The organism is Pelobacter seleniigenes DSM 18267 (assembly GCF_000711225.1).
In the GTDB taxonomy this organism is placed as follows: Bacteria; Desulfobacterota; Desulfuromonadia; order Desulfuromonadales; family Geopsychrobacteraceae; genus Seleniibacterium; species Seleniibacterium seleniigenes.
Genome location: NZ_JOMG01000002.1, coordinates 1,295,441 through 1,315,455 on the forward strand (window position 1 = coordinate 1,295,441; position 20,015 = coordinate 1,315,455).

Consider the following 20,015-nt stretch of genomic DNA (forward strand, 5'->3'; position numbering starts at 1 on the left):
GAATTTCTATATAATGAAGTTGCTCTTGTAATATATTGTTTTTATGATTTATTTCAGGATATGTGAGAATAATTTCTTGATAAAAATAACATTGTTTTGCACAGACAAATAACCATCTGCAAATTTTTGCAATTTTGCGAAATTTCCGCGACTGGCCAAACAGTCAGTGGCCGATTAAACTGAAGAAATGGCAATCAGGACAATCCCCAGCACAGATGACAGGAGCAGACAGATGCCAAAACTCGATGAAATTACCACCCGCGCCGGTGATTCCGGACAAACCGGCCTGGTCGACGGCAGCCGGATCCAGAAATCGTCCCAGCGGGTTCGGACTTACGGCACGGTGGATGAACTGAACTCGGTGTTTGGCCTGGTGCGCTGCGAGGACCTCCCCGCCGGGCTCAACCAAAAACTACTCCAACTGCAGAACGAACTGTTCAATCTTGGCGGAGAACTGGCAACCCCCATTGAAAGCGAGATCTATGCCAGGATCCCCCGCATCCGGCAACAGCAAATCGACCGTCTCGAAGGCTGGATTCAGGAAGCGCGAAGCTGCCTGGAACCGGCAGAAAACTTTGTCCTGCCTGGCGGCAGTCGTGCTGCCGCCGCCCTGCATCTGGCCAGAACCGTGACCCGACGTTGCGAGCGGGAGCTGGTCGCGCTGCTGGAAACGGAGCAGATCAATCCGCTCTGCCTGGCCTTTCTCAACCGCTTGTCCGACCTCTGTTTCGTCTGGGCTCGGCTCTGCAACGAAAATGGCCGGGCCGATATCCATTGGCAGCCCGGCTTTCACCCGGACTGATCAGGGCCGCAGCAGCCAGAACAGGGACTCAGTACTGCACTTCGGGCCGATAGCCTTCTTCTTCCAGACGGATGAGGATGTCCTGGATATGCCCCGGTCCACGGGTTTCCAGATCGACAATGACCTCGGCCTCGCCGAGGGGCAAAGAGGACTTATGCCGATCATGACTGACCTGAAAGATATTCGCTTTGAGCTCGCTGAGGACCTGGGTCAGAGTGGCCAGTGCGCCAGGCATATCGATCATCTCCAGACGCAGTTTCAAAAACCGCCCTTCCGCCAGCAAACCACGCTCGACCACCCGCGCCATGGTCTGAACATCCAGGTTGCCGCCGGACAGGAGGCAAAGGGTATTCCCCCGCTGTACCGATTTGTCCCCATACAAGAGCGCGGCCAGACCGACCACGCCGGCTCCTTCCACCACCAGCTTGCCCTTTTCCATCAGACTGACGATGGCCATGGCAATAGCCTCTTCATCGACACTGATGATATCGTCGACATATTTCTGAATCTCGGGAAAGGTCAACTCCCCGACTTGCTTGACGGCAATCCCGTCGGCCAGGGTGTGACAGTAGGAGGCCAGGTAAACCGGGCGCCCGTTACGCCTGGCCAAGGCCGCGCTGGCCGCACAGGCCGCCTCCACCCCGATGATCCGCACCGCCGGCTTGCGGGCCTTGACCGCAGCAGCAACGCCGGCGATCAGACCACCGCCGCCGATGGGGACCAGCAGGGTATCGAGTTCCGGCAGGTCGTGGAGTATTTCCAAGCCGACCGTGCCCTGCCCGGCCATGATCAATTCGTGGTCAAAGGCCGGGACATAGAGCAGATTGTCCCGCTGAGCCAACTCACCGGCATAAGCGACCGCCTCGTCAAAGCCGCTCCCTTTGAGTTCGACCTGAGCCCCGTGGGCCAGGGTGGCCAGCTCTTTAGCCAGGGGAGTCCCCTCGGGCATGACCACCCGGCAGGGGCAATGCAGCAGTGCCGCAGCACTGGCCAGCCCCTGGGCATGGTTCCCGGCCGAGGCGGTGACGACCCCGGCCGCCAACTGCTCCGGCGCCTGCCGGGAGAGGAAATGATAGGCTCCGCGGATCTTGAACGAGCCGGTGTGCTGAAGGTTTTCACACTTGAAAAAGATCTGGGTTCCGAGCAGCTTTGAATAATAGGGGGAGTGCATCAGTTCGGTATGGCGGATTACATGGTGGAGGTTCTCAGCGGCATCCTCGATCTGCTGGATCGTCAACATCATCGCCTCCTGCGCTCGCACATGAACAATTTTGGGCCACGGCATGGGAAGAGCCCTTATCGACCTGTCAAGTTTAGCATAAACGGGGCGACTCACTGATTTACAAGGAGCAGATCAGCACATATAATCCCACTCCCGCCAAGGCGGACAACAAGCTTGGAATAATTTACCTTTGGAGATACGACTGATCCCATGAACCTGATTCTGCTCAGCGCCGAAGATTTCGTCAGCGCCCACCGGGTGGTCCTGGCTGACCGCCGCCGCGACCATATCCTCAGCGTACATCGTGCCAGCCAGGGGGATCGGCTACGCGTCGGCTTGATCAATGGCGCTCTCGGCAGTGGCCTGGTCATCAACGCGGATGCCGCGCGGGTCGAGCTGGAGGTGCAACTGGACCAGCAGCCGCCGGCGCCGCTGCCGGTCACTCTGCTGCTGGCCCTGCCGCGGCCGAAGATGCTCAAACGGATCCTGCAGACCGTGACCGCCATGGGGGTCAAACAGCTTTACCTGCTCAACAGCTATCGGGTCGATAAAAGCTTCTGGAGCAGCCCTTTTCTACAGCCGGAAAAAATCACCGAACAGCTGCTTCTCGGTCTGGAACAGGCCCGGGACAGCATCCTCCCGGAGGTTCATCTCCGGCCGCGCTTCAAACCCTTTGTCGAGGATGAGCTCCCCGCCCTCAGCGGCCACACGACCAAGCTGGTGGCCCACCCCGGTGGCGCCCACCCGTGCCCCCGGGAGCTCCTTGCCCCGACCACCCTGGCGGTCGGTCCCGAAGGTGGCTTTATCGACTACGAGATTGCCCGACTGGAGGAGTGCGGCTTCACCCCGGTCACCCTGGGGAGCAGAATTTTACGGGTCGAAACCGCTGTTCCTGTGCTACTCTCTCGACTTTCCCCCTAAGTGAGGTTTTCATGGAGAGACGACAATCCATCTGGGTTTACCTGCTGCTGATACTGCCGCCATTGTTCTGGGCCGGCAATTCGGTGCTGGCCCGCGGTGTCGCCGACCTGATCCCCCCGGTGGCCCTGTCGTTCTGGCGCTGGTGCCTGGCGCTGCTGATCTTGTTGCCGCTGACCCGCAAACAGCTGGTCCAGGACTGGCCGGTCATTGTCGCCAACCGCGGAATCATTTTCGTTCTCGGCCTGCTCGGAATCGCCTCATTCAACACCCTGCTCTATACCGCCGCACACACCACCACGGCAATCAATATTGCCCTGACCCAGGCGGTGATGCCGGCGATTATCTTGCTGATCAGCTACCTGTTTTTCCGCGACAAAGTCACCCGCCTGCAGCTGACCGCGGTCATGCTCTGCGTGCTGGGTGCCGGCTATATCGTGATCCAAGGGGATCTGCAACGGCTGCTCCACATGCAATTTGTCAGCGGCGACCTGATCATGCTGCTGGCCGTCATCCTCTATGCCGTTTACTCGGTCCTGTTGCGTAAAAGGCCCGCGATCCACCCCCTGAGCCTGCTGACCTGCACCTTTGCCGTGGGCACTGTTCTGCTGCTGCCGCTCTACCTCTGGGAACGCCAGAACGCCATGCCACTACTCCTGACCGGTCCGGTCGTTGCCAGCCTGCTCTACGTGGCAACCTGCCCGTCGATCCTCGCCTATCTCTACTGGAACCGCGGAGTCGCGGAGATCGGCGCCAACCGGGCCGGGCTCTATATCAATCTGATCCCCCTGTTCGCATCCCTGCTCGCGGTGCTGCTATTGAATGAACGCTTCCAAAGCTTTCACCTGATCGGCATTCTTTTTATCTGCAGCGGCTTGCTGCTGTTCAATCTGCCGCTGGGAAGGCGCGAGGAGAAACAATGACACTTGAAGATTGGGGTTGGACGGCTTTCTTTGCCGAGCAATTTACGGCCTGGAGCGATAAAGGCCTGCTTCCGGCACGGGTTATCCGCGGCGAAAAAAACTATTTTCGAGTCTGGACAACCAGCGGCGAGCTGACCGTTCGTTTTGCAGGTAAAATTCGCCACCAGGCGGATGGCCGGGCTGACCTGCCAGTGGTCGGCGACTGGGTCGCGGTGGAGCCTCAGCCCGATCAACGCGGGCTGATCCATGCCCTGTTGAAACGCCGCAACAGTTTTTCCCGCAACCTGCCGGGCCGCCGCAAAGGGAAGGGGCGGGAACGCATCGAACAGCAGGTGATTGCCGCCAATATCGATCTGATCTTCATTGTCAGCGGCCTGGATCGCGATTTCAACCTGCGCCGCATCGAGCGTTATCTGACCCTGGTTGGCGGCAGCGGCAGTGAAGCCGTTATTCTGCTCAACAAGACCGACCTGTGTGATAATCCAGAACAACACCGGGCCGCAGTCATGGAGATTGCAGGAGCAACCCCGGTCCACCTGTGCATGGCGCGCCAGCAGGGCCAGCTCGACATCCTGACCGGCTATCTGCAGGCCGGGAAGACCATTGCCTTGCTCGGCTCATCAGGGGTCGGCAAATCGACCATTGTCAACGGCCTGATTGGCGAGCAGCGCCAGAAAATCGCCGCAGTCAGCGCGGCGGACGGCAAAGGCCGCCACACCACCACCCACCGGGAGCTGTTCCTGCTCCCCCGAGGAGGCATCCTGATGGATAATCCGGGGATGCGCGAACTTCACCTCTGGGGAGATGAACAGGATCTGGTGGAATCTTTTGCCGATATCGAAGACCTGTCCACCGGCTGCAAATTCAGCGACTGCCATCATCGTTCCGAGCCGGGCTGCGCCGTCCGGGACGCTATTAAAACCGGCAATCTGCCGGAAGAACGCCTGGCCAATTACCACAAACTCAAAGGGGAACTCTCCAACCTGCGCCAATTCTGACCCAAAGCGTTACCAGAGTAGCGGCTTTTTCTCATTAAATCCGCTAACAGGCCGGATAAAACTTGCCTTTTGAAGGCAACACCAATACCATTTCATGCAGCAAATAATCTATCTGTCCTGCTGGGGGGAGGATCGATTGTCCTGGCTCAGCCTGTTCATTCTTGTAGGGTTCCTCCTGCCGGCACAATTCTGTGCTGCGGCCCCGGTTCGAATCGGCCTGGATCAGAGCCCGCCGACCTCATTCCTCAACGAGCAGGGACAAGCGGACGGCTTTTTCCCGCAACTCTTCAATCAGGTGGCCGCAGAGCTGGACTGGTCAGTCAACTATATCCCCTGCACCTGGCAGCAATGCCTGGATAAACTCTCTTCCGGAGAGATCGACATCCTGCCGGGGATCGCGGTAACCGAAGAAAGGAGCCGAAAATACCGTTTCGGCCATGAGACGGTGCTGAGCAGCTGGGGGCAAATCTTCAGCCGCAGCGATGAACCGTTGACTTCGATTCTGGAGCTGGATGGTAAAAAGGTTGCCGTCTTAGCCGGGGATGTCTACCTGAACGGCCCGCAAGGCCTTCGCCAGGTCTCGACCCTGTTCAACCTGCAGGTGGATTTTATTGACGTTGCAGATTATGACGAGGCCTTCTACAAACTCGCCACAGGACAAGTTGATGCGGCCATGGTCGGGCGAATTTTCGGTTTTAAAAATCGCCAGCGCTACAATCTGGTTCCGTCGTCCATCCTGATCAAACCGATTCAGTCCCGACCGGCTTTTTCCGAGCAGAGCCCGGTCAAATTGACGACTAATTTCGATCGGCTGCTGGCCCAATGGAAACAGGCGCCGGATTCCGTCTATTACCGCCTCATCGACCGCTGGCTCAGCGAGAAAACCACGACCCAGGTGCCGTCCTGGCTGTACAGCCTGAGCTATACCTGCGGCGTCTTCATCCTGCTGTTGCTGGCCGCCACCTTCTGGACCCGCAAGCAGGTGCGCGTAAAGACCCTGCAGCTGGCCGAAAATTACGCTCTGCTGCAAGACGAATTGGCGGCCCGGCACAGCATTGAAAAGGAACTCCTGGAACGTCAGCAGCAATACCAGGTTTTCTTTGAAAATTCCCTCTCCAGCATCCTCTTTATCGACCCGGAAAACGGCGCTATCGTTGACGCCAACCCGGCCGCCTGCCAATTTTACCAATATAGCAGGGACCAGCTGAAAAATATGCAGATCAGCCAGATCAACAATCTGAACAAAGACGAACTGGGCCAAGCCTTGCACCAGGCGAGCAATCGCAAAAAGCAGCACTTTGAATTCGTCCACACCCGGGCCGACGGGCAAACCCGGCAGGTGGAAATCTACAGCACTCCGATTCGGATTGAAGGACGAATGCTGCTCTGTTCCATTATCCATGACATCAGCCAGCGCAAAAAAGCCGAACAGGCATTGGCCGAACGGAACCGATTTTTACAGGCGGTGATCGATGGGGTGACCGATCCGTTGATGGTGGTGGGTCTTGATTACCGGATTCTGCAGCAGAACAAAGCCGCCTGCGAGCAATTTCGCCGTTTTGGAAACGCGCCCCTGCCACCGACCTGCTATGAATTTTCCCACGGACTGGCGGATCCTTGCACTGCCCAAGAGCATCCCTGCCCGCTGCAGCAAATCAAGGAGACGGGCCAACCGGTCACCGTCATCCACCGCCACGCCACGGATCAGGGACAACGGATTTTCGAAATCACCGCCGCACCGCTATTCAACAGCGAGGGGGAAATGTATGCGATGATCGAGGTGTCACGGGATATTTCGGAGCGCATGCAGATTGAAGAACTGCTCAATGAAAATGAAAAACGACTGCTCTATCTGGCTCATCACGACGCGCTGACCGATCTCCCCAACCGCTTGCTTTTTGAAGACCGGCTGGCGCAGGCCTTAAGCAAAGCGCGCCGCAGCAGGCGACAGGTCGCCCTGTTTTTTCTTGACCTGGATAACTTCAAAAGCATCAATGACAACCTCGGCCACGACTACGGCGACCGCCTGCTCATCGACGCAGCCCGCCGGCTGCAAAAAAGTGTCCGCGAAAGCGATACGGTAGCCCGCATGGGCGGGGATGAATTTCTGGTCCTGCTCGAAGACGTGGACTCCATCGAAATGATTGAAAGCACTGCCGAGCGGATTCATCGGTCCTTATCCCAGCACATTGTTGAAGGGAACTTCAGCCAGACCATCAGCAGCAGCATCGGAATCAGCATCTTCCCAGAGGATGCCGTCACTGGCCAGGACCTGTTAAAAACCGCGGACATCGCCATGTACAAGGCGAAAAAGGAAGGACGGGCCAACTATCAGTTTTATGCCACCCCGCAAGCGCGCTTTTTGTTCGACTGAGCGGCCCGCCTTTTTCAGGACGACAGCTTGGCGGCTGCTCTTTTTTCAGCCACACTCTGCAGCTTGTCCGCCATGGTCTGCTCACGGTCGATGCGGGTCCCCATTTTAATCGTTGTGGTGATCCGCGGCGCTCCGGCAGCATGGATCACCTCATGACAGCGACGAATCGCCGCAAAGACCTCATCGTAATCGCCTTCAATATTGGTCCCATAAGCGTGCAGGCTGGTTTTCAGGCCGGCCTCTTCCAGCACATCCTGGCACATGGCCACATAACGAGATACGGAAACGCCCACCCCCATGGGCACGACACACAGATCGACAATCACATTCATGAAACAAGCTCCTTGATCAAGTTCATCCATTTTGCTGCTACCTTTATTTCCTGATAGAGTATACACCTCATGCCGGGCCAGGGTGAAATTTACCAGAAGTCTGACCGGCCGGCGGAAAAATCTGTTATAACTGGCAGAAGGAGATTCCGGCCCGGGGTCTTTTTACTCTGCCGTAAAAACAAGGGGTCGGAACCTGCTCCCAGCTATTCCTGTCAGTCGAGGGCACTGAAGCAGATTGTGAACAGCTGAGCAGACTGACTGGCACCATTTCTTTTAACCTGTGCTAAGAAAAAGAGGTATTCATGCAGGATTGGGGACAAGGCCCTTCCGGGGCCGATCTGGAACGAAAGGTTATTGAGATAACCGATCGGATCAAGAAAAAGTTCAACAACCCGCAAAAAGGATTTCTGCCGATCCTGGCCGTTATTGCCCTTATTGCTATCATCATCGGCGGCTACAGCAGTATGTATGAAGTCGACACCGAAGAGACCGGCGTCGTGCTGAGATTCGGCAAGTTTGCCAGTTTTTCCGACCCGGGGCTGCATTTCAAGCTTCCCTTTGGTATTGACCAAGTCTATCTGGTGCCGACCGGCCGGGTTCTGAAAGAAGAGTTCGGCTACCGGACCGTGACTCCAGGAGTCCGATCCTCCTTCAGCAAACGTGGCCTGGAGGAGGAATCACTGACCCTGACCGGGGATCTCAATGTCAGTGATGTCGAGTGGATCGTCCAGTTTCAGGTGTCGGACCCCTTCAAGTATATTTTCAAGGTCAAAGACCCCGTCGGCACCGTGCGGGATATTTCCGAAGCCATGGTCCGCAAAGCCATCGGCAATGCCAATGTCACCCAGGTCCTGACCACCGCCAGGGCCGAGCTGGCCAGTGCCATAGAAGTGGACCTGCAGAACACCCTGAACCAGTATGACATCGGCGTCCGCATTGTTACCGTCAAGTTTCAGGATGTCAACCCGCCCGATCCGGTCAAGGATGCTTTCAACGAAGTCAATGAAGCGGAACAGCAGAAGGAGAGTTTGATCTTCCAGGCCCGCGAACAGTTCAATCGCGAGGTTCCGCGCGCCCGCGGCCAGGCCAAAAGTACCCTCCAGGAAGCGGAAGGTTATGCTGTCGAACGGATCAACAAGGCCCGCGGCGAAACCAATCGGTTCCTGGCCCTGCTGACCGAATACAAAAAAGCGCCGCTGGTGACCCGCCGCCGGATTTACATCGAGTCGATGGAGCAGGTCCTGCCCAAACTGGACGAAACCTACATCATGGATAAAACCGACAGCGGCCTGCTGCAACTGCTGCCATTGCGCAAAAACCTGGAAGGAGCCGCCAAATGAAGAACGGTATTCTCGTTATTGTCGTTGTCATCGCGCTGCTCGTTGCCCAGGATGGTTTCTTTGTGGTTAATGAAGCCGAGCAAGCCATCGTGACCCAGTTCGGCAAGCCGGTTGGCAACATCATCCACCCGGGGCCGCATTTCAAAATCCCCTTTGTCCAGGACGTCAATCGCTTTGAAAGTCGTATCCTGAAGTGGGATGGAGACCCCAACCAGATTCCGACCAAGGACAAAAAGTTTATCTGGGTCGACACCACCGCGCGCTGGCGGATTAAAGATCCGCTGCAGTTTTTCAAAACTGTGGCCACCGAACGTGGTGCGCAAAGCCGCCTTGACGATATCATCGACTCGGTGGTCAGAGACGCGGTTTCCGGTCACCTGCTGGTGGAGTTGGTGCGCGGCAAGGACTACGTTCCCGATGGCGAAGAACATTTTGAAGTGGAAGGAAAGCGGGTCCTCCCTGAAGAAATGCTCGGTCGGGAAGAGATTCTCAGCAATATTCTGACCCAGGCCCGGGCCAGTACTCCGGAATACGGAATCGAACTGCTTGACGTGCAGATCAAGCGGATCAACTACGTCGAGCAGGTACGGACCCGCGTTTACGAGCGGATGATCAACGAACGCAAGAAAGTCGCCGCCCAATACCGCTCCGAGGGGGAAGGCGAAAAGGCTGAGATCCTCGGCCAGATGCAGCGTGAACTGAAGGAGATCACCTCCGAAGCCTATCGCAAGGCCCTGGAAGTTCGCGGCGCAGCAGATGCCAAAGCAGCCGCCATTTATGCCGAAGCCTATAACCAGGATAAGGAATTCTACAGTTTTCTGCGCACCTTGGAGTCTTACAAGAAAACTATCGGCCAAAACGGCAAGCTGGTCATTTCCACTGATTCCGACTATTACAAATATCTGCAGGACGCCAAATAAGCAGGCTCCCCAACAGGTTTACAGCGGGCTCTTGGCGTTAAAAAGAGCCCGCTTTTTCAACCACCCCCAGCCACTCGGCTCAGGTTCAAACAGCTTGGACTGCTGTGCCAGCTCAGCCAGCAGAACCCGGGCAGGAGTCAATGCGGTCACCAGCACGCGGCCACTACGGCTGATTTCGAAACTGCTGCCGGCGCGCAAGATATGGTCCCTGGAATCACCTTCCAGAGTGACCCAGCACAACCCTGCCCGGCAACAAATCCGTGTCCCGCAGAGATCGTTGCCCAGCTCAATCACTTCCTTGCTGTTCAGTAACAGTTCCATAAGGACGCTCCTTAAGTGATTATGGTCATTCAATTACAACGCAAATCCCTTTTCAGCGCCAGATACAGTAGACTATTATTGTAACCATCACAGAAACACCATTGCAAAACTGTACCCATCAAGGAAGCGTCGGACTGTATCTGTTGCAGGGTCAGCCCTCCTGATACAACAGAAAAAGACTCTTCTCCTTAACTAGTTGGCAGCCGGAAACTCCGGATGCCAACGCATAAGTTTTCAGATTGGAAACGAGCAATTTTTCGTTGTGGCAAGGAAATCAAGGGCTGATGCGGAGCCGTAGTTCTTTACGCCGCACAAATAAGCCCGCAGATTGACACCGCCACGGCGGAAAAGGGCCGTTTCCCGATGATAACTAACTATGGGAGCCGGATATGCTCATTCCCCAAGACCAGTGGCAACAAGAAGCGCCCCTTTACGAAAAAGTCGCCAGCCGCATCAGCTTCTTGATCGAGCAGGGCACCCTGCGCCCCGGTGATCGCATTCCATCGATCCGCAGTCTCAGCAAGCAACTGCAGGTCAGCATCAATACCGTGAAGGAGGCCTACAGCCAGCTGGAAGATCGCCGCTTGCTCGAGGCCCGCCCGCAATCGGGGTTCTATGTGCGCACCCGGTTGCCCAAACTGCCCAGCGAACCGGTGGTCGATCGCCCCTCCTTGAATAATCCGGCTCAGGTCAACTTGACCAATGCCTACGGGCTGGTCATGCGTGATCTGCTTGATCCTCAGCTGCTGCAGCTGGGCATTGCCACCCCGAACCATGAATTGCTGCCCACGGCAAGAATCAATCGAATGCTGGCTCGTGAAGTCAGGCGCAATCCGCGCATGGCGGTTTCCTATCAGCTGCCGCCTGGCAACCTGCGGCTGCGGCAACAGATCGCCCAGCGCCTGCTGGCCTCCAGTTGCGTTCTGTCGCCGGAGCAGATCGTCATCACCTCTGGCTGTGTCGAAGCGGTCAGTCTGTCCCTGCGGGCCCTTTGCAAGCCGGGCGATACCGTGGCCATCGAGACCCCCTTTTACTTTAATTTTTTGCAGCTGATTGAGGAACACAGCCTCAAGGCCCTGGAGATTCCAGCCTCTCCGCGCGGCGGTATCAGCCTGGAAGCCCTTGAGTACGCCCTGGAACGAAATCGCGGACTCATTAAAGCCTGCCTGGTGGTGACGAATTTCAACAACCCTCTCGGTAGTCTCATGGCGGATGAAGACAAAGAGAAACTGGTGGCGCTGCTCGACGCCAACCAGGTTCCCCTGATTGAGGATGATGTTTACGGGGACCTGCCGTTCAGCGGCGAACGCCCCACGGTTGCCAAAACCTTCGACACCACCGGCAACGTCCTGCTCTGCTCATCGTTCAGTAAAACCCTGGCGCCGGGATATCGGGTCGGCTGGGTTGCGGCGGGACGTTATCAGGAACGGATTGAGCGGGCCAAAATGATCTCCGGAGTGGCAACCGCCAGTCCCCCTCAGCAAGCCATTGCGGAATTTCTCGCCAATGGCGGCTACGACCATCACCTGCGGACCTTATGCCGCAATTACGCCCGTCAGGTGGCCCAGATGACCGATGCCATTGGCCGCTGTTTTCCGCCGGGCACCAGGGTTTCACGTCCACAGGGTGGCTTTCTGCTCTGGGTCGAGATGCCACTGGGAATTGATGCGCTGCATCTCTATAAGCTAGCCAAGTCCTGCGGCATCAGCATTGCCCCTGGTCAGCTTTTCTCGGTGGAAGGCAAATTCAGCAACTGCATCCGTCTCAATGCCGCTTACTGGAATCCCTGCGTTGAAGCAGCCATAGAGACGGTGGGCCGCCTGGCGCTGCAGCTGTTGCAGGAAGGGAAGCAGGGCTGACGACCATGCTCAACACTACCTTCTACCTGAGTACTGTTCTTATCTGGGGATCCACCTGGCTGGCCATCAAATACCAGCTCGGCAGCGTGGCCCCGGTCTGGTCCATCGCCTACCGCTTTGCCCTGGCCTCCTTCATCCTGCTCATCTGGTGCCTGGTCACCCGCCGCTCCATGCGCTTTTCCATGAAGGAACACCTGTATATGGCGTTACAGGGAGTCTTGCTCTTTGCCATCAATTACTATTTTTTCTACCTGGCTGAAATCCGTATCACCAGCGGCCTGGCCGCAGTGGTTTTTTCCACCATTGTGGTCATGAACCTCGTCAATGGCCGGCTCTTCCTTGGTACGCCGATGGATCCGCGGGTGCTGGTGGGCGGGATATTGGGATTATTCGGACTGAGCCTGTTGTTCTGGCCGGAAATGAGTGCGGTCAATTTCTCCGGGCCGATTCTGAGTGGATTGATGCTGAGCTTTGCGGCAACCTATCTGGCCTCGCTGGGCAATATCCTCTCGGCCCGCAACCAAAGCAACCGGCTGCCGGTCATCCAGACCAATGCTTTCGGCATGGCCTACGGAGCCTGCTGCATGGTCCTGCTCGGCACCCTGACCGGAACGCCTGTGAGCATCGCCAGCACAGCCTCCTACCTTCTCTCCCTCTTATACCTGGCTTTTTTCGGGTCGGTTATTGCCTTCGGCTGCTACTTGACCCTGATCGGCCGAATCGGAGCCGGTCGGGCTGCTTACGCAACCCTGCTCTTCCCGATCGTCGCCCTGCTCCTGTCGACCTTCTGGGAAAACTACCAATGGACCCTGTTCGGGGTGGTCGGAATGGGACTGATTCTGAGTGGCAATTATCTGGCTCTGGTTAGAAAGAGGGGCTGAGCAGGCATACCCTTCCCACCAGCTCAACATTTTTCTTGACAAATTATTATCCAGCATTAATAATGGACAAACATTAAAAATTCCCGATAATAGCAAACCCGGAGCGATCCGGGGACGCAAAGCCACGGGTCCCATGTGGATAGCCGGGTTGCCGAAGAAGAAGATTTACCAGACACCTCCCTTCGGTTTGAAGTGGGGTGTTTTTCGTTCAGCTGAACGGGAAAAAAATCGCTTTTGGAAATCGCCTGGGCAAAGACCGGGACGCGAGCAAGGCTCGCCATTCGGATTCTGCTCAACAAATATAACTCGTATTTTCGGCCGGTCGCTGGCCTGAAGCCGAGCATCCTGACCGTGAAACATCTTGGAGAATAAGGAGCATCATCATGGGTTTACCAAACATGTGGGGGGATATCGCTGATTTCAAGGACATCAAGGCACCTCACGAAATCCTTGCGGAACAGGGCAAGGTTCTTTCCGAGATGACTAAGGGCATGCTGGAAATGAAAATTGAACGAAAACAGAGCAATACTATTTTCAGCTATGACGTTTTCATCACCCTCCCGGCCATGCAATATCGGCAACGTTTCTTACGCCTCAATCATGATATCAAACTTTATCCGGCCAACCTGTACGAAGAACAGGATACCAACGAATATAAAAGCAGCAATCAGCAGGAGTTTGAACAGAATCTCGCCAAAGTCCTGCGCTCCGAAGCGACCAGAACCATCATCAGCGGGCTGCTGGCTCAGGCACGCTTGAGCGGCAACGACATTTTCGTCTGACCGGTGGCCGGCAGCGTCAAGTCATGACCAGGAAAGGTCGGGAGCAGTGAGCTGTCCCCGACCTTTCTTCATTAACAATTCAGCAATCCATGACTGCTAGTGTCCCGTACGGTTAGTTCTCTATTCCAATTTCGGTCCTTTTTGCCGCTGTCTACGTTCTGCCTTCTCGGCTTAGCCTAAGCTAGGCCTGCGGCGGCACGCCTTGACAGCAACAAAAATGACTCAAAATTAATACAAATAATGAACCGAACGGGACACTAGGTGCCAGCTTAATTCTGAATTTCCCAAGAGCCATCCGGTTGGCGGCAGGCGGTGCCATAGGCTTGCTGTTGCTGACCACCGACATAGATGGTTTGCTGATATTCCCGGCAGTATTGGCCGCTGGGGCGTTGATAGGTTTTCAGCGGAGTCATGGACCCGGAATTGCCGGAATCGGGATTCTGCCAGCGGGTCGTTTCATGGCTGGGGGTATATTCCAGGGAATATTGAGCGTTTTGTCCCATGGCGATACGGTCAGCCCGATCCAGCGAGCGGCCGATCTCCTGCCCGAACAGCGCTCCGGCCAGCGTCCCGATGGCAATTGCCGCGATGTTCCCCTTGCCTTTCCCCACGTTGGATCCCAACACAGCTCCCGCAGTCGCGCCGAGGAAAGTCCCGGCACCCTCCTTCGGCCCCATTCCCTGAGTACAGCCGGCTAAAATAAACACTGCGATCACTAATAAACTCATGCTCTTCTTCATGATATTATTCCTCACTGCCTCGCGTTGTGCGTTGACCAGCATTCCGAATGCTGCTCACTGTTCAACTGAGCAGGTTCGGTGCTTTTTCAATTATAGCACAAGGCGAATTCCCGTCAGTTCGGCCCTCCATCACGGCCTGCTTGCTGCTCGTCCGGGAAACCTCGCTCCGCACCGCTAAACGCCACCTGCCGCAGCACCTGGTAATGAGCGCCCTCGGTTCTCAGCTCACTTTTAATCAGGCTGACGCCGCAGACCGGGAAGGATTGACCAAGCACGGCTCGTTCCATAAGTTTATGCAACAGCATCAGGTTCTGTGGTCCTTTGATCCGGGCCAAGGTCATGTGGGCTTTGAAACGCTCTGCCACAGGAAAACCAAGCCGGACCAGACTCTGGTCCAGCGTGCTGGCAAGGCTGCGCAGACGCTGCTCCTGGTCCGTCGCCACCATGAGCACCCGGGGTTGTCCTCGGGGCGGCAGAAAGCCCAGCTTGGTTAAACGCAATTGAAATGGAACAAACTGCCGGCAGGAAGAAGTCAGCTCTTGCTCCAGAGCGGGAACGGCTGAAGAGTCAATTTCGCCAAGAAATTTCAGCGTGAGGTGAAGATTTTCCGGCCGAACCCAGCTGCCGCGGATAGCAGCTTTGCGCAACCGACCGGTCAGGCTCGCCAGTTGCCGCTGGATCGACTCCGGAACCGTCACCGCGATAAACAGTCGCATACACCCTCGCTGTTGTCAGGCACTGTTTGCGCACAGGCTGCAAAGCCCGAGGAGGCAGGCTCAGGCCAAAACATTCTGCATGGCGGCAACGACCTGGTCAACCCGGGTCTGGTCGATCCAGCAATGGAAAACCGCCCGAAACCGGCGTGCCGCACCATGATACGGCTGGAGCAGGATATTGCTGCGCTGCAAGCGGGCGGAAAATTCCTCGGCACTGAGCGCCACACTCTCTTCCAGAGCGAAAAAAACAAAGTTGGTATGGCAGCTGAGCAGACGCAGCTGGGGAATCTCGGCAAGGCGTGCGGCAAAGTAGGCGGCGTTGTCATGATCCTGCTGTAGTCGCTGCGGCATTGATTCCAGCGCGGTCAGGCCGGCTGCGGCCAGAATTCCCGCCTGCCGCATGCCACCACCGAGCAGCTTGCGCATCCGCCGAGCTTCGTCGATAAATTGCCGCGATCCGACCAGCACTGAACCGACCGGCGCCCCCAAACCTTTGGACAGGCAAAAGGTCAAGCTATCAGCACCGGCCATCAACGCAGCCGGGGTGACTCCATAATGAGCCGCCGCATTAAAAATCCGCGCGCCGTCGATATGGACCTTCAATCCCCGGGCGTGGGCAAAGTGGACGACTCGGGCCACATAATCCGGACTCAGGGGGACGCCACCGACGGTTCCCTGGGTATTCTCAAGAGCAATCACCCGGGTCCTGGGAAAGTGCACATTGTCACCCCGCACGGCGGCTTCAATATCATCCAGCCGCAGGGTACCGTCCTGCTGGACCGTTATTGTGTGCGGCATGATGCCGCCAAGCGCGGCAATCCCACCCTGCTCGTAGAGGAAAATGTGTGACTTGTCACCGAGGATGACCTCGCTCCCGCGCGGGGCATGGGTCAGCATGGCCACCAGATTGCCCTGGGTGCCGCTGGTGACCAGCAGCGCCGCCTCCTGGCCGAAAAGTTCTGCAGCGCGCTGCTGCAGTTGATTGACGGTCGGGTCCTCGCCATAGACGTCGTCGCCAACGGCTGCCTCCGCCATGGCCTGCCGCATTGCAGCGCTCGGCTGGGTCACGGTATCACTGCGTAAATCGATGGTCTCCATAAAAAATCCCTTCACGGCATGCTCGGCGAAACACGTGATCGCCCCTTCATAATGTCACCAAGCCCTCATCCGCAAGCACCGGCAACCCGAGGGCCAAAAGCGTCTGCCGGGTACAAATGTCCAACAGGGTTTCCAGGTAGCTGTCATCATACGCTGCCTTTCCCATCCGCCGGAGCAACGCTTTCTGGTAATCGGCGTGCAGCAACAACGGGGCGGTGAGCACGAAAAAATGTGCCTGAATCTGTTGCTCGGTTAGATCCGGATCGATCTGCTTCAGCAGTTTCTCGACCTGCTCGCGCTCCGGCACCACCACGGCCGTGCGAAACACAGCCTGCAGGGCATCGGGAGATTGCATCAACTGATAAATGACCCGACAGTGCCAGGCCGGAGCCGCCTTATCAAACAATAACTCGGCCTGCCGGCGCAAAATAATTGCCAGCGCTTGCGCCTGTCCCGATCGTGTCAGTAAATCGCAGCCCGCCAGTGCTTCTTCCAGAGGAGACTGCTGCCAACGTTCCGCAACCTGCTGCACAACCGCTTCAAATAATTTCTGTTTGCTGCCGAAATGATAGTGAATACTGCCGATGTTCTGCGCTGCTCTTTCGGCAACAGCGCGAGTCGAAACAGAATGAAAGCCTTTTTCAGCGGCCAGTTCCCCGGCCGCGTTAATGAGTCCTTTGCGCGTTTTCAAGCTGGATCGATAGATTGCCATGAATATCCTTCCCCCTTGGAGATGCAACAGCAGACACGAACAACCTGCACAGCCTATGGCCGGGCCACCAGAATCAACGCCGGGTCAAGACGTCATGGATTTTCTGGTGCAGAGCAATCACCCGTTGTCTGAACCTGTTTGAACAGCCAGCGGATGTTTTTCTAAAATCTTACCATAGCAAAATTAGTCAACTGAGCAGGTTTAATCAATTGACTCAGTTTAGCAGAAAGGCCCGTTCAGAGTTATTGAAAAGAGAAAAAGGGGTGCTGCGTCGTCAATCCCCACGCGAGAACTCAGGCATTCAGTAAAAGCACGCAAAAAATAAAATACCATGTTGGCCTCTGCGGTAGACTTGAAGGAAATCCCCATTTCTGAACAAGTCAGGAGGCCAACATGGCAAAGTACAGTTTATCAGCTCTGCAGTCTTTTCTCTCAATATATCAAGATGAGCCTTTCTGGATCGGCCTGGATGTTCACAAGCGCAGCTATCATGTCGCCTTACTCAGGGCAGACGACAAGGCCTTTGCATTTACAACAGTTGCTAATCCAGAAGTGTTTGTAAAGCAATTATCCCAGCTCAATATTCAGGTTGCAGGAGTTGCCTACGAAGCAGGGCCAACAGGATTCTCTCTTGCTCGCGCCCTCCAGGCAACAGGATTCCCTGTGACCGTTGCAGCCCCGAGTAAAATCCCGAGAAGCGTCAGCCCTGGATCGAAAACAGATCGACTCGACTGTTTGAAGCTAGCGCACTATTGCTCAAAAGGATTGATTCGACCGATTGCTGTGCCGTCAGCCGCAGAAGAGGCTCAGCGTTCTTTGCTGCGTCGTCGACATCAATTGATAGATCGAGTTCGTCAATGCAAGCAGAGGATTAAGGGGTTTCTGCTTTACCATGGTTTCGAGGAAACGGAGGCCGTCAGAAACTGGCGATCGGACTCTAGAGAGAATATCGCAGCACTTCCTCTTTTGCCCGAGGGCCGCTTAACTATTGACAGCCACTTGCGAGAGCTGGAATTTCTTCAACAGGAGCTAAGTGAAGTGGCAGGTCAACTGGAGCAACTCAACCGGCATCCCAAACACCGGCCTGTGATTCGAGCGCTGACAAGTGTTCCTGGTGTTGGCAAAGTGGTTGCCACAACTTTTCATCTGGAACTATTTCGTCCTGAACGTTTTCATCGTTCAGAGGAGGTCACCAGCTATCTTGGGCTCGCACCAACCGTTCGGCACAGTGGCGAAAAGATACCTCGCGGGTACTTGATGCCGGTTGGGCAAAAACGCTTACGATCCTTGTTGATTGAAGCGGCCTGGATATGGCGAGCAAAAGATGCAAAAGCTAGCGAAATGTACCACAAACTGCTCAGTAAAACCGGTATTCCGCAAAAAGTACAGCATTGGCAAGAAAACTGGCGATTATTCTCTGGCGCTTGAGCATCGAACAAAGGGCCTACCGACCTTCAGTATAAACAGGTCTGACGCGACGGGCTTTTGGCCACTTCGGGTGGCGGAAATAAAATGGCGAGGTTCTTTGAGCGTACCGAATTGGTACTTGGCGATATGAGACGCGAATAAGAAAAGGATAGTGCTCAAACACCCTCGGTTTTTAACAACAGGAAAGTTATGTCTTGACAGGGGGCCACATAAGAAAAAGCCCGCTGTCTATTCAACAGCGGGCTTTCACAACCGGGTTGACGCACCTAAAAATCAGGCGACTTCGTAACAGTAATCATCACCTTCGACGGTTTCGGTAATCGCGCCAAGGAAGGAAGATTCCTGCGGATCTTTGACCATTTCCAGAAGATCATGGTTGATGGCCCAGACAGCTCCGCAGTGACGGCATTCGATAATGTCTTCTTTAAATTGATCGGACTGAAGATCCATTTCGTTCTGATCGAGACTGTGACATACTGGACACTTCATCAGTGACCTCCTTTATTCTATATGAAGTTATTATTCCCACTTATTGTTTTTCAGAAATTATACATTCCTGCGGGATTATTACAAGCAAAAAAGACAAAAAACGCCGAAAAAACAACATGTTAAACAGTTTTTCGTTTTACTGGACAGACCGTTGGTTTAAAACCTGCCAACTCAAGAATCTACCCGGCCCCGATTTCACCCTCAACAAAGAGACTTTTAGCCATGCCCGTACTGACCGTTTCAAAAAATGACACCGGCTTAACCGCCAGACAATTTCTCCTCAACAATATCCCGGCGGCAGCTCCCGGCTACCTGAACCAGCTGTTCAAAAAAGGGCGGGTGAGCAGGGCCGGCAGCATCCTCAGTGCGGAGACTGAAGTGGCCCCGGGAGACTGTATACAATTACCGGAAAGTGCCCGTATTCTTGACTTGTTAGAGCAATCGTCCAAGGCTTTACCTGGACTGGATATCCTGTTTGAATCTCGCGAAATCCTTATTCTCAACAAACCAGCAGGGTTGGCGGTGCATACCGGAAAGGGCCACGAAAACGACAATTTAACTGATCGAACCAGGTCTTATTTTTCCGCTCGGGGAGAGCTTTTTCAGCTCAATCCGATCCAAAGACTCGACCTGGAAACCTCTGGTCCGGTCCTCTTTGGCAAAGGAAAGAAAAGCTGTTCTGAATTGGGCAAGCTGTTTATGAAAGGAGAGGTGACAAAAATGTACCTGGCCCTGGTCATGGGGCACTTGCCCGACCATGGCACGTTGTCATCCGAAATTCCGGCCAAGGGAAAAATAAAGACCGCCTCAACCAGCTTTCGAAAAATAGCCGGCAACGAATGGGCCTCGCTGCTTGAAGTGAAACTGGAAACCGGGCGGCAACATCAGATCAGGCGGCAATTTGCCGAAGCCGGCCATCCGCTCTATGGTGACCGTCGTTACCGCGGGCCTTGCCCAAGGGAGCTGCAAAGACTGTTTTTGCACTGTCACAGGCTAGCCTTTACCGATCCCTTCTCTAACCAACCAATCGTGGTGGAGGTTGCGCTGCCGACCGCGCTGCTGCAGTTCCTCGAACAGCATCGCTTAGCGGTAGCAATCTGACTGGCACTAACTCGTTGTCATCAGGAAACTCCGCAGGGCAACGGCTAAGTTTTCAGATT

General features: G+C 55.5%; 20 protein-coding genes and 1 riboswitch. Of the genes, 12 read left to right on the plus strand and 8 right to left on the minus strand.

The window, feature by feature from the left end; translation table 11 throughout:
• The first annotated feature begins 232 nt into the window (after positions 1 to 232).
• Positions 233 to 802 (plus strand): cob(I)yrinic acid a,c-diamide adenosyltransferase, encoded by a 570-nt coding sequence (locus tag N909_RS0108615; protein WP_029914100.1) that lies wholly within the window; start codon positions 233 to 235, stop codon positions 800 to 802.
• Between the two features lie 28 nt (positions 803 to 830).
• Here the strand turns inward: N909_RS0108615 and ilvA are convergent, their stop codons facing one another.
• Positions 831 to 2,087, minus strand: coding sequence for a threonine ammonia-lyase (gene ilvA, locus N909_RS0108620; RefSeq protein ID WP_281174828.1), 1,257 nt, complete (start codon positions 2,085 to 2,087; stop codon positions 831 to 833).
• 147 nt (positions 2,088 to 2,234) lie between these two features.
• Here ilvA and N909_RS0108625 point away from each other — a divergent pair, with 147 nt between their 5' ends.
• The 4 genes from N909_RS0108625 to N909_RS24530 all read left to right on the plus strand — a co-directional run bounded on the left by N909_RS0108625 (position 2,235) and on the right by N909_RS24530 (position 7,237).
• The gene (locus N909_RS0108625) at positions 2,235 to 2,945 is read left to right on the plus strand and encodes a 16S rRNA (uracil(1498)-N(3))-methyltransferase (protein WP_029914105.1); all 711 of its coding nucleotides are present in this window, start codon (positions 2,235 to 2,237) and stop codon (positions 2,943 to 2,945) included.
• Between the two features lie 11 nt (positions 2,946 to 2,956).
• The gene (locus N909_RS0108630) at positions 2,957 to 3,865 is read left to right on the plus strand and encodes a DMT family transporter (RefSeq protein ID WP_036683020.1); all 909 of its coding nucleotides are present in this window, start codon (positions 2,957 to 2,959) and stop codon (positions 3,863 to 3,865) included.
• Positions 3,862 to 4,863, plus strand: a complete 1,002-nt coding sequence (gene rsgA / locus N909_RS0108635) for a ribosome small subunit-dependent GTPase A (RefSeq protein ID WP_029914109.1) — start codon at positions 3,862 to 3,864, stop codon at positions 4,861 to 4,863. The genes N909_RS0108630 and rsgA overlap by 4 nt, the downstream gene beginning before the upstream one ends.
• A 136-nt stretch (positions 4,864 to 4,999) precedes the next feature.
• Complete coding sequence (locus N909_RS24530; protein ID WP_051689622.1) at positions 5,000 to 7,237, plus strand: diguanylate cyclase domain-containing protein; 2,238 nt, start codon at positions 5,000 to 5,002, stop codon at positions 7,235 to 7,237.
• Between the two features lie 14 nt (positions 7,238 to 7,251).
• Here the strand turns inward: N909_RS24530 and N909_RS0108645 are convergent, their stop codons facing one another.
• Complete coding sequence (locus tag N909_RS0108645) at positions 7,252 to 7,569, minus strand: MTH1187 family thiamine-binding protein (protein ID WP_029914113.1); 318 nt, start codon at positions 7,567 to 7,569, stop codon at positions 7,252 to 7,254.
• 302 nt (positions 7,570 to 7,871) lie between these two features.
• On the opposite strand from N909_RS0108645, the gene hflK reads away from it, so the two are divergent.
• The gene (gene hflK, locus N909_RS0108650) at positions 7,872 to 8,909 is read left to right on the plus strand and encodes an FtsH protease activity modulator HflK (RefSeq protein WP_029914114.1); all 1,038 of its coding nucleotides are present in this window, start codon (positions 7,872 to 7,874) and stop codon (positions 8,907 to 8,909) included.
• Complete coding sequence (hflC, locus tag N909_RS0108655; RefSeq protein WP_029914116.1) at positions 8,906 to 9,829, plus strand: protease modulator HflC; 924 nt, start codon at positions 8,906 to 8,908, stop codon at positions 9,827 to 9,829. Before hflK ends, hflC begins: the two co-directional genes overlap by 4 nt.
• Positions 9,830 to 9,847: 18 nt before the next feature.
• Here the strand turns inward: hflC and N909_RS23770 are convergent, their stop codons facing one another.
• Positions 9,848 to 10,150: a DUF2917 domain-containing protein gene (locus tag N909_RS23770; RefSeq protein WP_036683025.1), complete on the minus strand. Its 303-nt coding sequence runs from the start codon at positions 10,148 to 10,150 to the stop codon at positions 9,848 to 9,850.
• 389 nt (positions 10,151 to 10,539) lie between these two features.
• Between N909_RS23770 and N909_RS0108665 the strand changes: the two genes are divergently transcribed.
• The 3 genes from N909_RS0108665 to N909_RS0108680 all read left to right on the plus strand — a co-directional run bounded on the left by N909_RS0108665 (position 10,540) and on the right by N909_RS0108680 (position 13,672).
• Positions 10,540 to 12,009, plus strand: a complete 1,470-nt coding sequence (locus N909_RS0108665; RefSeq protein ID WP_029914118.1) for an aminotransferase-like domain-containing protein — start codon at positions 10,540 to 10,542, stop codon at positions 12,007 to 12,009.
• 5 nt (positions 12,010 to 12,014) lie between these two features.
• Entirely contained in the window at positions 12,015 to 12,890 is an 876-nt protein-coding gene (locus N909_RS0108670) for a DMT family transporter (protein ID WP_029914119.1), read from the plus strand.
• Positions 12,891 to 12,971: 81 nt separating this feature from the next.
• Positions 12,972 to 13,046, plus strand: a riboswitch (cyclic di-GMP riboswitch).
• Between the two features lie 227 nt (positions 13,047 to 13,273).
• A complete protein-coding gene (locus N909_RS0108680) occupies positions 13,274 to 13,672 on the plus strand; it encodes a hypothetical protein (RefSeq protein ID WP_029914121.1) in 399 nt (132 codons plus the stop codon).
• 269 nt (positions 13,673 to 13,941) lie between these two features.
• On the opposite strand, the gene N909_RS0108685 is transcribed toward N909_RS0108680, so the two are convergent.
• From N909_RS0108685 to N909_RS0108700, 4 genes are all read right to left on the minus strand, one after another.
• Positions 13,942 to 14,412 carry an RT0821/Lpp0805 family surface protein gene (locus N909_RS0108685; RefSeq protein WP_029914123.1) on the minus strand — a complete coding sequence of 157 codons (471 nt, stop codon included), beginning with the start codon at positions 14,410 to 14,412 and terminating at the stop codon, positions 13,942 to 13,944.
• A 113-nt stretch (positions 14,413 to 14,525) separates the two neighbouring features.
• Positions 14,526 to 15,128, minus strand: a complete 603-nt coding sequence (thpR, locus tag N909_RS24535) for an RNA 2',3'-cyclic phosphodiesterase (RefSeq protein ID WP_051689623.1) — start codon at positions 15,126 to 15,128, stop codon at positions 14,526 to 14,528.
• A gap of 60 nt (positions 15,129 to 15,188) precedes the next feature.
• Entirely contained in the window at positions 15,189 to 16,226 is a 1,038-nt protein-coding gene (gene ltaE, locus N909_RS0108695; RefSeq protein WP_029914127.1) for a low-specificity L-threonine aldolase, read from the minus strand.
• A 46-nt stretch (positions 16,227 to 16,272) separates the two neighbouring features.
• Positions 16,273 to 16,938 (minus strand): TetR/AcrR family transcriptional regulator, encoded by a 666-nt coding sequence (locus N909_RS0108700; RefSeq protein WP_029914135.1) that lies wholly within the window; start codon positions 16,936 to 16,938, stop codon positions 16,273 to 16,275.
• Positions 16,939 to 17,331: 393 nt separating this feature from the next.
• Between N909_RS0108700 and N909_RS23775 the strand changes: the two genes are divergently transcribed.
• The gene (locus tag N909_RS23775) at positions 17,332 to 18,366 is read left to right on the plus strand and encodes an IS110 family RNA-guided transposase (RefSeq protein ID WP_245613587.1); all 1,035 of its coding nucleotides are present in this window, start codon (positions 17,332 to 17,334) and stop codon (positions 18,364 to 18,366) included.
• Between the two features lie 273 nt (positions 18,367 to 18,639).
• Here the strand turns inward: N909_RS23775 and N909_RS0108710 are convergent, their stop codons facing one another.
• Positions 18,640 to 18,855: a hypothetical protein gene (locus tag N909_RS0108710; RefSeq protein ID WP_029914137.1), complete on the minus strand. Its 216-nt coding sequence runs from the start codon at positions 18,853 to 18,855 to the stop codon at positions 18,640 to 18,642.
• A gap of 222 nt (positions 18,856 to 19,077) precedes the next feature.
• Here N909_RS0108710 and N909_RS0108720 point away from each other — a divergent pair, with 222 nt between their 5' ends.
• Complete coding sequence (locus N909_RS0108720; protein WP_029914142.1) at positions 19,078 to 19,956, plus strand: RluA family pseudouridine synthase; 879 nt, start codon at positions 19,078 to 19,080, stop codon at positions 19,954 to 19,956.
• Positions 19,957 to 20,015 lie beyond the last annotated feature (59 nt).